The following is a 13,715-nucleotide window of genomic DNA, read 5'->3' as shown; positions in this document are numbered from 1 at the left end:
CTTCATCACAGATCGGATAGTGCTTGTAAACGGCGCACTTTCCCAATAGTAGCCGCGTACGCAAGTAGCGGGCTCCCGAGTTAGGGCAACATATGTTGTTGTCGTGCTTGTGCGGTTTCGCGGGCGGTCTGGAGGAAGTTGTGTAGCAGGGGTGAGGTATTATCTGGGAGCCAGGCCAGGGCCAGGTCGAAGGTTGGGGTAGTTCCCTGGAGGGGGCGGTAGGCGACATCCAGACTGCGCAGCAGGCGGGATGAGGCAGGCACGATAGAGACGCCAAAGCCCGCCGCCACCAGGCTGATGATTGATTCCCAGCCCAGGGCCTCCTGGCCCAGGCGCATCGAGAAGCCTGCCTGCTGGCAGAGGCTGATGATCTGGTCGAAGAGGCCAATGTTCCAGGCGCGGGGATATAGCACAAACAGTTCATCTCTGAGTTGGGCAAGATCGATGCTTTCCTGGCTTGCGAGGGCGTGATCGGCGGGCAGGGCGGCAACCAGTTGCTCGCGGCCAATAACCTCTAACTTGAGGGTAGTGTCGAGAATTGGCGGATGGATGAAGCCTACCTCGATCAGGCCTTCGCGTAGTGCCTGCACCTGGTCGGTGGTGACCAGGTTCTGCAACTTTGTTGTGATCAGGGGTAGCGTTCGCGGAAGGCCTTTAAGATGGTAGGGAGGATCTCGGCCATGGCTGTGCCTACAAAGCCAATATCCAGTTGCCCCAGGAGGCCATTATAGGCCTGGTGCGCGGTCTCAATGGCTCGCTCGGTCTGGGCGATGACTTTCTTGGCCTCCACAAGAAAAGCCTTGCCCGCGGGGGTCAGTTGTACGCTGCGCTTGGTGCGGATCAAGAGCGGTATACCCAGCTCGCTCTCCAGGTTCTGGATCTGCTGGCTGAGTGGCGGCTGCGCCATGTGCAGGATCTCAGCCGCGCGGCTGAAGTGTAGCTCTTCCGCGACCACGATAAAGTAGCGTAGATGTCGTAGCTCCATAGGTATTTATATCTCCTACATATAAGTATAACACAATTTATATATTGGACAGATAAGATGTTTTCTCTTATGCTAAGCCTACAAGTTTTTGTAGTCGAGGAGGGAAAAAATGAATCAGCAGGGACGTAGGATTATTATTACTGGTGGGAATAGCGGCATGGGGCGCGCGATGGCGGAACGCTTTGCCCGGGAGGGGGAGCAGGTCGCGATCATTGGGCGTGACCGTGATACCTTGCGCGCCACGGCTGAGGAGCTTGGCTCCCAGGTCTCCTGGTACCAGGCGGATGTAAGCCAGCGCGAGCAGGTGCAGTCTACTGTATCGAACATTGTGGAGCAATGGGGCAAGGTGGATGTGCTAATCAACGCGGCCGGCTTTGTGCGTGGCACCACGACCGATATGCCGCTTGACGAGGCCGAGCGTGAGTGGGACGCGGTCATTGACGCGAATCTGAAGGGCAGCTTTCTGATGACCGTTGCCGTTGGTCCTTATCTGGCGCGACCCGGTGGGCGTATTATTTATATTAGTTCCATTGCCGCCTTCACCGGTGGAAGTCGGGCCGGTTCAACCGCCTATGCCGCGTCCAAGGCGGGTTTGCACGGCCTGACCTATGGCTTTGCCCGCGAACTGAGTTCGCAATCAATCACAGTCAATGCCGTAGCCCCCGGCTATATCGCTGATACGGGCTTTACTGGCGCCTGGACCGATGAGAAAATCAATGGCATCATCGAGGAGACATCAGCAGGGAGAGGCGGTCATGTCGACGACGTGGTCGCCGCAGTCCACTACCTGGCCTCGCCCGAGGCCTCGTTTGTCACCGGCGAGGTATTAAATGTGAATGGTGGCTGGCTCTTTGGACGCTAAATGTGACAGGTAACAGAAGGGTCATGCCAGGCGCCGCCTGGCATGACCCTTCTGTTACCTGTCACATTTTATCCTTTGAGCGTTGCAGCCTGTTCTGGTGTGGCACTGGGGAGGCTGCGTTTCTGGTTGCGGGTCATGCGCCAGAAGAAGCTGCCCGCGATAGCCAGGTAGACAACGAAGCCTATAATTTGTAGGATGCTTGTGTTCTCGGTATAGCCTGTGAAGATATGCAACAAGCTACCAATAATGCTTTTATTCTCGCTGAGCCAATCGATGCTACTGGTATCCCAGACCTGGGTGGTTCCGAAGGTAATCCATCCGGCGTCCTGGGCACCCTGAATAAAGTTGCTAAACAAGCCAGCCGCCATGACTAGCAGGAGAATACCCATGACGCGGAAGAAGATGCGGTAGTTCAGGCGGTAGCCAAAGCGATAGATGAGTACACCCAGGGCGATGGCGACCAGGACTCCCAATAAGGCTCCAAGGAGGAGGATCTGTGTATCGGCCTGGAAGGCGAAGGCCAGGGTAAAGATAGCTGTTTCGATGCCCTCGCGCCCCACGGTGCTAAAGGCGAGCAGGCCCAGGGCGAAGCCGGAGCTTGCCGCGCTGGCCTGGGCGGTTAATTCTTGCTTGAGGGTACGGCTATGGTGCTGAACCCAGAACGTCATCCATGTAATAATGACGACGGCAATGAAATAGGTAACGGTTTTGAAGATGCTGAGGAAGTCAGGGCTGAAGAGGCTACTGACGGTCTTGAGTAGGGCCGCGACCGCGAACGAGCCGAGCAGGGCCAGGCCCACGCCAAGCCAGACTGAGGTATTATAACGCGTCATTTTGAGCTGGCGCAGTGAGGTGAGCAGGATACTCACGATCATACTGGCCTCCAGCCCCTCACGTAGGAACAGGACAAACGTTGGTAAGAAATTAGCGAGCATTACTACAGATTACTCCTTCTCCAGGGTCTTAAGCAAAGAGCGTCTCTCCTATGAAGCCTCCCGGTCGTGTCCCTGGAGGGCAGGCAAAAATCGCGCTCCCATTATGGGTGATGTATTCGTTGAGCAGGTCCCGCTGGCCTAGCTTCTGTTGCAAGGGGATAAATTGCTTGCGCGGGTCGCGCTGGAAGGCGATGAAGAAGAGGCCGGCGTCCAATTCGCCCGTCACTTTATCCATGCCATCCGTGAATGAGTAGCCACGGCGCAGGATGCGGATGTTGTCATCTTCTCTCGCCAGGCGAATATGTGCATTGGTAGCGATGATGGAGGTCCCATCCGGGTGCTTGGCGGTCAAATCGACGGCATCAAACTCCTGTTTGCCGGTCAGGGGCGCCCCCGAGACCTTCCTCCGGCCGAAGACCTTCTCCTGGTCGGCCAGAAAGTCGCGGTCCCATGACTCCAGGTGCATACGAATGCGGCGCGCGACCAGGTAGGAGCCGCCACGCATCCAGGACGCGTCCTCGTTGCCAGTCCAAACATGTTGATCCATAAGTGCGGGATCTTCAACCTTCAGGTTATTAGTGCCATCCTTGAAGCCCATCAAGTTGCGTGGCGTTTCCTGTTGAGTGCTGGTACTGGCTGTGCGGTTAAAGCCTAGCTGCGACCAGCGGATGATTGCGAGTCCGCGAGCCTGGCGGGCCAGGTTGCGCACAGCATGGAAGGCGACCAGGGGATTATCTGAGCAGGCCTGTACACAGAGATCGCCGCCCGAGCGGTTGGGGTCGAGGGCGTCTCCAGCCATTGAGGGAAGATCCACCAGGGCCTCTGGTCTGCGTGCAGCCAGCCCATAGCGATCTTTCCCATCTTTGGTGAAGAGGGTTGGGCCAAAGCCAAAGGTGATGGTCAGGTTGGCAGCGGGCAGGTCCAGCGCCTCACCAGTATCGGGAGGTGGAGCATGATCTGGAAATGTGCCCTCGCCAATAGGCTTGCCCGAGGTCATAGCTGCCGCTGCCACCGTCCAGATGCGCAGGAGACTGGCGACCTCGTTGCGATCTTGAGTTGTCAGGTTAAAGGCGGCGAAGTGGAGATGATCCTGTTGAGGTGTTGTGATTCCTGCCTGTTTCTCTCCATAAAAGGAGATGATGTCGTTGTTACTCGTCTGTTGCATTGCTTGCTGTCCTTGCGTGTGAGCTAGCGCATAGCCGCCTCCTCCACCCAGGACCAGGCCTGCTCCAGCCGCGCTGGCGGAGATCAGCATATTGCGCCGATTAAATTTTTGGCCAGTCTTCTCACTCATGTACTTCTACCATCTCTCTTTACTTCTCGCTTACTTCTTCTCCGAAACGAAACCCTGAGCGCGCTTGTCCCCGAATGGGGGAAGCGCTAGTCACGCAAGTGACGTTGGGTTTCGGAATAAGATCTTAGTCGGCTGTTTTGGGAAGAGTGACTGCGACTTTGGAAAGGGATTCGCCCGCATCGTCAATACTCTGGGCAATTGCGCGCTTATCTCCGTCCTTGAGAGTGGCGTAGTCCATGAACCCCTTATCGGTACGAAATGGTTTGAGTACGTCCTGCACTTTCTGGAATTTGCCAGCGATATCCTGTTGCAGGCCAGGATTTTTTTCGCTCAGGTAGTCTTTGAAGCTGTTGAAGGCTACCTGCGAACCCTCGACATTGGCCGCCAGGTCATACAGGTCGGTATGCGAGTAGCGATCCTCTTCACCAGTGATTTTGGTATGCGAGGCCTCGCTGAGCAGGGAAACCGCGCCATCAATAATATCGGTTGGTACCAGTTTAATCCCATCCAAATTATGGCGCAAGTCTTTGACGTTCTTCAGCAACTGGTCGGTATATGTTTTAAGGCCTGTGGTCTTTCCATCGACCCATAGTGCCTTCTCGATACGATGGAAACCGGTCCACTGCTCATCAAGGACATCACCCTCGCGGGCATCGATGCCGGGATCGAGATTGCCAAAACTTGAGGCGATGGGTTCGATACGCTCATAATACTCACGCGTCGGCGCGTAGAGCACCTTTGCTTTATTGAGGTCGCCCGCGTTAATGGCATCGTTGAACTGCTGCGTACTTGTAACTAGACCATCTGTCTGCTGGATAACGTATTGTCGGTATGTCTCAACTGCGTTCTTAATCTTGGCGTTCTGCACATTGCCAGACGGCGCATTGTTTGAAGAAATTGCCTTATCGGTACCAGTGAAGGCGCCTTCCATGCCCTTACTGACATAGAGTTCATCGTAGAGCTTGTAAGAGCGCTGTTGTGGCGTAATGGTGAAGGTCTTCTTTTCGCCTGGCTGCATCGTGGTTTCGGCAATCAGGCCCTTGATCTCGACAATGTGCACATTGGTGCCTTTATTAACAAAGGTTACTTCAACGGGCTGATTGGCTGTAACATTAATGGTTTTGGGATCAAAATAGTTATCATAGGCGTTGATCGTAACCGTGTTCTTACTGCCTGTCTTATTGCTGTCGCTAGTCGAGCCACAGGCCGCGAGCAATACCAGCGGAAGACCGCATAGAAGTAGGATAAGGAGAAGCATACGCTGCTTGACTAACATCATTTTGAAAGCCTCTTTAATATTTTTTGCCGAGGAGTCCGGCGTTAGAAATATCCGACTCAATGGATTGGATATTAGGGCACACTAATATCTGAGTCCACGGGTCGGATATTAACACAGCGTTGTGATGAAAGTCAAGGGCACGTATACTTAGGCCGACATAGCGGCATTCCCAGTGTCCCCGTACCATTTTATATGTAGATGTGTGTCTCAGCAGCGTCATGCTCCTCGAGATGTGCGTGTTGATCCATAGTGTGTGGCTGCTCTGGCGTGGCTGTGGTTAGTTGTTGGAGGGAGACAAGCACCTCGTGCAGGCTCTCTTTAAGCGTTAGATCGATGAGAGCAGTCCTGGCGCTACGGGTCGCTGTTTCCACATCGCGCAGGATCCATTCGATCTGGCTAGCGAAGCGTTTGAGCTGTTCTGCTTGTTGCTGGGTCTGCTTGCTGGGAATATGTACCGCTAGGGCGGTCGCGCTATCGCAGACACGCTGATTGTAGTTGACCAGGGTGTAGAAGAGTTCTACATCTTCCTGGTGGGTCTTAGGCTCGCTCAGCATACGCTGTAGGGCAGCGGCGGCGTTGACATTTTCCAGGTAGGCGGCCATGCTGGCCTGGCGAACCGCTTCACGTTCGCTACTCTTCTCGCCATGAGTGATATAGGCTGCCAGGACGCTGGCGATATAGGCGCGGTTAGCGGCGATGGTGCGGCCCAGTTGCTCTGGTATGCGTTCGCGCTCCCATTGAGGCCAGAAGAGGTAGCCTGCCAGGATGCCCATGCCACCACCCAGCAGTGTGTTGCCGATGCGAATAAGGGCCACCGGCCAGTCGTTGGGTGTACCCAGGTTGATCATGATGACGACCAGCATGGTAAGAAACTGGATGAAAAGCACATGGTTGCCATTCTGGTGTGCAAAGCAGAAGAAGGCCACGGCGGTTAGGGCCAACATGAGTAGGACCGGGTTGTGTATGGTAGTTAGGGCGATACCCAGGATCCCGCCAAGCACCGTTCCTCCCATACGCTGAAAGCCGCGCTCGCGTGTCGAGCCATAGTCGGGCTTGAGAATGAAGAGAATCGTCAGGGCAATCCAATAGCCATAAGGGATGTGCAAGAACTTGGTGATAGCGACCGCAACCGCACTGATGGCGCCCAGACGGAGTGCATGACGGAAAGTCAGCGAGTGTGGTGTCAGGTTGGCTCTAAAGAGTGTGTACTTCTCGTGTGCGAGTGCCTTCCATGAGCGAAGGCGGGGATGCGCCTTCTGTAGTGCGTTTGTGTCTCTATATAGTTCGACATGCCTGGTATGCGTCAGCGTCTCCTGAGCCTCGCGGACCAGCCGTGCCATGCGCTTGAGCAGGTTGGCCAGATTGCGCGTATTGATAAGCGCCTGATAGTCGTTAAGGAGTGTGGGCAGGGATGTGCGTAGCGCCTGTTCTTGTGTTGCTAAGACGACCAGTAGCTCTTCCAGGTCTGCGGCCTGAAGCTTCTGTCGCTCATCAATGATAGTATGTGCGAGCTTATCAAGCAAGGTCGAGCATGCTTCGAGGGTGTGTGTGAACTCCGGGCGCTCTACCAGGGAGCTGTGCTGCTCACTGACCAAGCGCAGCTCTTCCGCCAGGGCGATAACGGTCTCCACCAGCTTATCCGCCTGGAGTGAGAGCATGAGCAGGCGCTGGGGAATGGGGTTGGCGTCCGCGCGCTGGGTGCGCCTGGCGACAACGATCTGACGTGCCTTAGTCCGTGCCTCCAAAAGGCGGGTGCGCTCGACTTTGACTTCCAGGCTCCAATGTTGATTCGTTTGCCCGTGACAGATTTTGCGCAGTAAGGCACCTAGAGCCAAATAATAGTCGCCTACGGCCTGCCTGGCGGGCTGGAAGGGGCGCAATGGCCAGAGCCAGAGCGAGACACCTAGCGACCATGCTCCACCAACAACGAAGGCCAGGACACGTAGCCAGGCATCTGCCAAGCCTGTTGGTTGTCCCATCAGCAGAATAAAGATACCGATCACGGAGAAACTGACTTTGCTGGCCAGGTTGCCGTAGACACCTAGCATGCTGCCGCCAAAGGCCCAGACAAACATGAGCAGCGTTACCAGCCAGGGATTAGCGCCAACAATGGTAGCGATAAAGGCCGTAATGGTCATAAACACAGCCGCGCTCACCATTGCCAGGGCGCGATCACGATAAGCGCCGCCAACATCGGCCAGAGCCACATAAAGCGCGCTCAAAAAGGCCATAATTCCAAGCGAGAGGTGCCCGGTGATGGCCCCAATAACAATGGGCGTAATATTGATAACGGACATACGGACGCCGTTCTGGAGCGCGGCTTTATCAAAAATTAAGGTTGCACGCACATGCTGTAAACTGGCATTCCATGCTTGCCGGGCCTGCTGTTGTATAGAGGAAAAAAGCCGATAATTATTCATCTTCTAGTCATCTTCTTATAACTTTATTGAGTAGAAAATAGAAACTTCTAATAACATGAGGGCACCAGCGCCTATGCCTATAAAAAGGCAGGCTAAAGACAGGTCAAAAAAGGGGCTAGCCTGTGGGCCTTTCAGCATTGAAAGACGGAAGCGGGTCGAGCACACTAAGTCCTCGCGTCTGTGGAGATGGGTGTATCGTCTGATTCCTCGCTGCTTCACCGTTTCCTATTATAGCACATCTGCTCTTCGCGTTTTATCCCTTCGCGCCTGCGACGCTCAGAGTAGAGTATCATGTGCAAGTAACTGCGTACGTCAGTAGCGGGCCTTACATAAGAGCTTCCTTTTGAGTAACCCTTTAAATAAAGGTTTCGTGTCACCTGTATTAATCACCCAATAGTCGGTGAAGCCGCTGGCCGTTGTGTGAAGTCCAAAACATCAAGTCAAAAATGAAAAGGAAAGATATGTCTCAAGATAAAGAGCAAATTAAGCCATATAAGCCAGAAGAGCCTGTTGATGAGGCGACCCGCAAGCAAGAGCAGCAAGAGATTCGCAACGCCTCCAAGCGCGCCGCGCAACAGATGGCCTCCGAGGAGTTAGAGGATGAGGAGCCTATCAGCCGCGAGCAGGCCGAAAAGGAGATGCGCGAGGCTATTCAGCGAGTGAAACGGCAGCAGAAGCCAAAAGAGTAGGTTATAGCGTTCCAGCCGACCATGCTAAAGCACGCGTCTACATATCATGGCACATCATATGTAGACGCGTGCTTTAGCAACGTTGTCACGCTTGCCTCTTTAAGGCAACGTCTAATTTGAGGGCCGCAGGATAGCTTGCTATCCTGCGGCTTTTTTTCGGCTGAATGGCAATCTTCGCATGAGGCGAGCGTGAAACTGTCTCTTTTTCTCCTGAGAATGAGCGTAGCTCAAGATAAGATTGCCATTCAACGTTTTTTCAGCATCAGTTCAGCTCTTCCTCAGTGCGCTCTTAGCTTGATTGTTTATAATACAGCGCATAATGAAGAAAGACTCTCTATGTCAAACCCTAAAATGACCAATTTAAAACCAGGCAAACATGAAGAAGACAGGGGGAAGAAGGATGCTTTCAACACGGCATGAAGGAGTGTACCACGCCGCTCAGGCGTGTCAAGCCGCTGCGCTTTCCTTGACACGCCTGAGCTTGCGTGGTCAAAAAAAGGCATGCCGAGTTGAAAGGCAAAAAACAGGCGCCTGTTTTGCCTGGGAGGAAGAGCGCTTCGCTTTTCTGTGGTCGATTCAGCACTCACGCCGCACGAGGCGCATGCAGGCGTCTGGCGTGTTCAAAGATCGTAGGCTGGTAGGCTTCTCTTTTGAGCCACAGCGCAAAGAGAATGCGTCCCCAGACATTGGCCAGCGCGCGGACAGCGACGCTGTGGCTTTTGCCTTCCCGACGTTTGCGCTCATAGTACTCGCTGGCCCAAGCTTCGGTCTGAGTGCTTTGCCAGGCAAACTGCTGCAGCACGTTGCGCAACGGCTTGATGCAGGCATAGCGCCGATGCGCTTTGGCATAGTTGCCACTTTCATAGGGCACCGGCGAGGTACCAGCCAAGGCTTGCAAACTGGCAGCATCCGCATAGCGCGAGCGATCATCCCCGATTTCTGCCAACAGTCGTGGGGCAATCCGCTTGCCTGCACGAGGCAGCGTGCGAAAGAGATGACTGTCAGCATGCATCAAAAAAAGGCGCTCGATCTCCTGATCATAGGCGGCAATCTCTTCCATCACGGGCTGCAATTGGCGGATCAGAGCGATCAACAAGCGCGATGCGGGTCCTGCCCATCACTTCATCGGCAGTCAACTGGGGCTGATGCATCTGGTGCACAATCGAGGCCGCGGTCTTCTTTGGCGTTGGATGCCCAGTGCTTTTCAACAGCTCAGCAATCTCTTCACACGAAGCATTCATCGCCTCCTGCGGGGTCGGATAGGTGAGCAAGAACTGCAAGGTCGAAGGTTGTTGCACCTTGGTAAAAAGGGTGAGCGCAACCGGGTAGTACGCTTTGAGACAGGCGGTGAGTTGATTGACCAGACGGGTTTGCATCTGGATCAAGCCATCTTGATCGCGTGTCAAGACTTTGAGTTCGGCAATCAAGGGGCTATCGGGTTCCAGTCGTCTCAGATCAGCCACCTCCGATCTGCCGTGTTTCGCCAGCAGATAGGCATCAATCTGGTCCGTTTTGGCTCCCGATGCCGAGCGTTTGCGATCCACCGTTTTGGGGTTGACCGGATAGACGGCAAAACCAGCTTCCAACAAGTGTGTAATCAGCAATCCATGATTGGTCTCGATCAGGCACGCCAGCTCCGCCTTGTGCTCTGGACCACAAATGGCTGTCAGTCGGCTGGTCAATTCGTCGAGTCCTTTTGGCGTGTGCATGATTCGAAACGAGGCGAGCTTTTGCCCTCGTTCATCGAGGACGAGAATGTCGTGATGGGTATCTGCCCAATCGATTCCTGCAAACCACATGAGCAGGTCCTCCTGCTGAAACAACGGTTCCTGGTGAGGCGAGAGGGTCCTTTTACTGCGGCGCTCACGGCGCGACTCTCCAATGATTCGTTTCCCAGGAACCCAGGAAGGCGAAGAGCGATCTTTCTTAATTGGTCAAGCCCACATGGTGAGAGGAGTCTTTCGCCTTCCAGATTCGAGCGTTCATACCAGCAAGTGTACTGCTTGCTGTGGCCTTGTGTCGAGAAGGCCTGTTAGTAGTTTACTGTAAAAGGTGAGAGCGTGTTTATTCTTATACAAGTTGTGCTTGCTTATCTGCGATAACTTTGTAAGATGGACTGTAGAGAGACTTTTGCAGTTTGCCTGGTAGTGCGAATATCAGAAATTCCTTGAGCAGCCAGGACAGGATATCAAGACTGGTTGCTCTCTCCTAGAGGAGCTCGTTATGTTTACCGCTTTGTTGCTCCTGTTTTTTGTGATCATAATGGTTGTGTTCTTCGCGCGTGCGCTTTCCCAGCAGCGTTGGTCTCAGCGTGCGCCTGATGGCTATCCGGATATGTCACAGATGCAACAACAGCAGATGCCGCCGCAGGCAGCTCCGTACAGCGATCCCTACAGCGACACTGGATACTATCAACCTGGCCAGGAGCAGGCCGCGCCTCCACCCAAGGAGGCCGATACCTATGACCAGGGCTATGCCGCGGGCTATACAGCGCGACCAGAGCCGGGAACGGCGCCTCGTGCTGATGAGGAAGGGGATATCTACAAGGCTCGTTCGCAGCCAGAGCCACGCACAAACTACGATTCCAGCTACTATCGTCCTGGCTCAAGTGATGCGACAAATCCGCCAGAGCGAGATAGGGATGTTCCACCGCTTCGCCGCCAGGAGCCGCGCCAGCCGTCCAATCAGGGTCCCTATCCCCCTCAGCGGCCCGACTATGGCGTGCGGCCGCCACCAATGCAGTACCAGCAGTCGGACTATAATCAGCAGGTGCCACCAATGCAGTACCAGCAGCAGCCTGGTGGCTATGGGCAACAGCTTCCACCACAGTATCAGCAGCCATTCTATGGCCCCTATCCTCCCCAGCAGCGCAGTGGCATGAATCCCTGGATAGTAGGTGGATTGGGCGCCCTGATGGGCTATGGTCTGGGACACATGTTTGGCCAGGACCAGGGCCATGATATGGGACCCATGGGAGGTGACCCTGGCGGCTTTGGAGGAGGAGGAGACTTTGGAGGAGGAGACTTTGGAGGAGGAGACTTTGGCAACTTTGGAGGAGGAGACTCAGGTGGAGGCGACTTCTAAGTTACAGCTTTGCCAACTTACTAGATGTAGTTTTGATGTGGCGGGGAAAGGCCTGCGGCCTTTCCCCGCCACATCTCTTACTTACCCCCAAAGCGTCTACGACGCTGAGAACACTTTAGAATGAAAGATTGAGTAAAGAGAACGTATGCTCCAGACCTTAATTGAATGGCTCAAGTTGTTTTACGATCAGTACGGTTACCTGATCGTCTTTCTCAGCACGCTCTCTGAGAATACAGCCCTGCTAGGCCTGGTCATGCCGGGCAACTCGCTGGCCCTGCTGGGCGCGTTTTATGCCCGCCTGGGTACACTCAATCTGGGCCTGGTGATTCTCTTCGCGACCCTGGGAACAGTTGCCGGTTATCATATCGACTATCTCCTGGGGCGCTTCGCGCTTGGGGGACCATTGCAGCGCTTCAGCGCCACGCGCCTTGGCATACGAATGCGTTTTGGTGCCCGTATGCGCCTCGCGCGCCTCATGCTCCACAAGCATGGGGGTAAGGCCATTATCATCTCACATGTTGCGGGCCATTTGCGCTCATTTGTTGCGATCAGCGCTGGTCTGACGCGCATGCGCTATACACGCTTCCTCTTCTTCGAAGTTATCGCCGCCCTGCTCTGGAACACCATTTACAGCCTGGTAGGCTATTTTATCGCGGTCGAGATCGATACGCTTGAGGCCATCTTCCAGCGCATGGGGCTGGTAATTATCGCCCTGGCCCTGGTGCTCTTCGGTGCCTGGTATATGTGGAGGCGTCGCAAACGCCAACAGCGTCATCAGCGCCGCCTGGCGCGCCTACATGCTAGAATGCAGGCTTGATAGGTTGTTGGCTTGAAATCTTGAAGATTGAAGATAGTATAATAGGGGGACAATCATGAGCCAGAGCTGGCTTATGGAGCAACAAAAGGAGAGTTGAAAAACTATTATGGAGTTTGGCGTAATTGTTCCCCAGGGCTGGAAGATGGATCTTGTGGATATCGCTGATCCTGTTGAGGCATATGAGGCGATGACACGCGTGGCGCAGGAGGCCGAGAAGCTGAATTTTGACTCGGTCTGGCTGTATGACCATTTTCATACCGTTCCCACACCGACACAAGAGGTTACCTTTGAATGCTGGACCAGCATGGCGGCCCTGGCGCGCGATACGAAGCGCGTGCGCCTGGGACAGATCGTGACCTGTAATAGCTATCGCAATCCCGCCTTGCTGGCCAAGATGGCGAGCACAGTTGATGTGATGAGTCACGGTCGTCTTGTGCTAGGTATCGGCGCGGGTTGGTACGAGCACGAGTATAATGCCTATGGCTATCCCTATCCCTCGGGCCCTGATCGCCTGCGCATGCTACGCGAGGCGCTTCAGATCATCCATGCCATGTGGAGCCAGGAAGAGGCCCATTTCGAGGGTAAATATTACCAGGTGCGCGGTGCGATCAACCAGCCCAAAGGTGTGCAGAAGCCGCACATTCCCATCCTCGTCGGTGGCGGCGGCGAGAAAGTGACCCTCAAACTAGTCGCGCAGTATGCCGATGCCTGCAATGTGGGTGGCCCAATTGAGAATATCAAGCATAAGCTTGAGGTGCTCAAAGGACACTGTGACGCCCTGGGCCGCGATTATGACAGCATCAAGCGTACGGCAATTGTTGACGACTGTGCCATCGCGCGCACCGACGAAGAGGCCGTAGCGAAGCTCCCCGCCAATATGCGTGCCAATATCGATGAGGCCCGCAAGCGTGCGCTCATCGGCACGCCCGATATGATCCGCGAGCGCATCGCCGAGTACGAGGCGGCAGGCATCCAGGAGCTCATTATCCGCTTCTCCGATGCCACAAAGATCGAGCCTCTACATCTCTTCGCTGAAACCTGCATGCATTAAGTGTATTAAAAAAGGAAAAGTGGATGGTGGTATGGCTCAGCCATACCACCATCCACTTTTCCTTTTTTAGACTTGACAAAGCGCAAATTGTCGGGTACGCTCCGTATAATAGATGATATAAGGAACAAGACGAAGAACGAGGAAAGTAAGAGGCATCGCGATTACAGAGAGCTGGCGGTCGCTGCGAGCCAGCATCAACGTGCCATCTGAAGCTCCCTCGTGAGTCGTAGTGGTGAAAGCTTCTCCTGGACAGAGGGGTGAGTAGTTGCTGCCGGTAGCCCCCGTTAGCGGGCTGGGTA

Annotated in this window: 12 protein-coding genes, 1 pseudogene and 1 other annotated feature (1 of these 14 cut by a window edge); of the genes and pseudogenes, 6 read left to right on the top strand and 7 right to left on the bottom strand. The window is 54.5% G+C overall.

What is annotated here, in order from left to right; genetic code table 11:
• Positions 1-80: 80 nt before the first annotated feature.
• On the bottom strand, positions 81-617 hold the full coding sequence (locus tag KTE_RS42580) for a LysR family substrate-binding domain-containing protein (RefSeq protein WP_236600985.1): 537 nt from the start codon (positions 615-617) through the stop codon (positions 81-83).
• Between the two features lie 11 nt (positions 618-628).
• The gene (locus KTE_RS42575; RefSeq protein ID WP_201392901.1) at positions 629-985 is read right to left on the bottom strand and encodes a LysR family transcriptional regulator; all 357 of its coding nucleotides are present in this window, start codon (positions 983-985) and stop codon (positions 629-631) included.
• A gap of 109 nt (positions 986-1,094) precedes the next feature.
• Between KTE_RS42575 and KTE_RS42570 the strand changes: the two genes are divergently transcribed.
• Complete coding sequence (locus tag KTE_RS42570; protein ID WP_201392899.1) at positions 1,095-1,847, top strand: SDR family NAD(P)-dependent oxidoreductase; 753 nt, start codon at positions 1,095-1,097, stop codon at positions 1,845-1,847.
• A 68-nt stretch (positions 1,848-1,915) separates the two neighbouring features.
• On the opposite strand, the gene KTE_RS42565 is transcribed toward KTE_RS42570, so the two are convergent.
• The 4 genes from KTE_RS42565 to KTE_RS42550 form a co-directional block, all read right to left on the bottom strand.
• The gene (locus tag KTE_RS42565; RefSeq protein ID WP_201392897.1) at positions 1,916-2,782 is read right to left on the bottom strand and encodes an FTR1 family protein; all 867 of its coding nucleotides are present in this window, start codon (positions 2,780-2,782) and stop codon (positions 1,916-1,918) included.
• A 28-nt stretch (positions 2,783-2,810) separates the two neighbouring features.
• Positions 2,811-4,076, bottom strand: a complete 1,266-nt coding sequence (gene efeB, locus KTE_RS42560) for an iron uptake transporter deferrochelatase/peroxidase subunit (protein WP_201392895.1) — start codon at positions 4,074-4,076, stop codon at positions 2,811-2,813.
• 124 nt (positions 4,077-4,200) lie between these two features.
• Positions 4,201-5,355, bottom strand: coding sequence for an iron uptake system protein EfeO (gene efeO / locus KTE_RS42555; protein ID WP_201392894.1), 1,155 nt, complete (start codon positions 5,353-5,355; stop codon positions 4,201-4,203).
• Between the two features lie 188 nt (positions 5,356-5,543).
• The gene (locus KTE_RS42550) at positions 5,544-7,775 is read right to left on the bottom strand and encodes an FUSC family protein (protein ID WP_201392892.1); all 2,232 of its coding nucleotides are present in this window, start codon (positions 7,773-7,775) and stop codon (positions 5,544-5,546) included.
• A 461-nt stretch (positions 7,776-8,236) separates the two neighbouring features.
• On the opposite strand from KTE_RS42550, the gene KTE_RS42545 reads away from it, so the two are divergent.
• Together KTE_RS42545 and KTE_RS42540 are read left to right on the top strand one after the other, a co-directional pair.
• Positions 8,237-8,464 (top strand): hypothetical protein, encoded by a 228-nt coding sequence (locus KTE_RS42545; protein ID WP_201392890.1) that lies wholly within the window; start codon positions 8,237-8,239, stop codon positions 8,462-8,464.
• A gap of 189 nt (positions 8,465-8,653) precedes the next feature.
• Positions 8,654-8,884, top strand: coding sequence for a hypothetical protein (locus KTE_RS42540; RefSeq protein WP_201392887.1), 231 nt, complete (start codon positions 8,654-8,656; stop codon positions 8,882-8,884).
• Between the two features lie 163 nt (positions 8,885-9,047).
• On the opposite strand, the pseudogene KTE_RS50330 reads toward KTE_RS42540, so the two are convergent.
• Positions 9,048-10,263: pseudogene (locus KTE_RS50330) on the bottom strand (IS110 family transposase).
• A 424-nt stretch (positions 10,264-10,687) separates the two neighbouring features.
• Between KTE_RS50330 and KTE_RS42530 the strand changes: the two are divergent.
• The 3 genes from KTE_RS42530 to KTE_RS42520 all read left to right on the top strand — a co-directional run bounded on the left by KTE_RS42530 (position 10,688) and on the right by KTE_RS42520 (position 13,416).
• On the top strand, positions 10,688-11,548 hold the full coding sequence (locus KTE_RS42530; protein WP_201392885.1) for a hypothetical protein: 861 nt from the start codon (positions 10,688-10,690) through the stop codon (positions 11,546-11,548).
• A gap of 145 nt (positions 11,549-11,693) precedes the next feature.
• A complete protein-coding gene (locus KTE_RS42525; RefSeq protein ID WP_201392883.1) occupies positions 11,694-12,365 on the top strand; it encodes a DedA family protein in 672 nt (223 codons plus the stop codon).
• Between the two features lie 106 nt (positions 12,366-12,471).
• On the top strand, positions 12,472-13,416 hold the full coding sequence (locus KTE_RS42520) for an LLM class F420-dependent oxidoreductase (RefSeq protein WP_201392881.1): 945 nt from the start codon (positions 12,472-12,474) through the stop codon (positions 13,414-13,416).
• A gap of 123 nt (positions 13,417-13,539) precedes the next feature.
• Positions 13,540-13,715: a binding site (T-box leader), on the top strand; it runs 91 nt beyond the window's last position.

Origin of the sequence: Ktedonobacter sp. SOSP1-85, assembly GCF_016587415.1 — a bacterium.
GTDB lineage: Bacteria > Chloroflexota > Ktedonobacteria > Ktedonobacterales > Ktedonobacteraceae > Ktedonobacter.
This window is presented reverse-complemented; position numbering and strand designations above follow the sequence as displayed.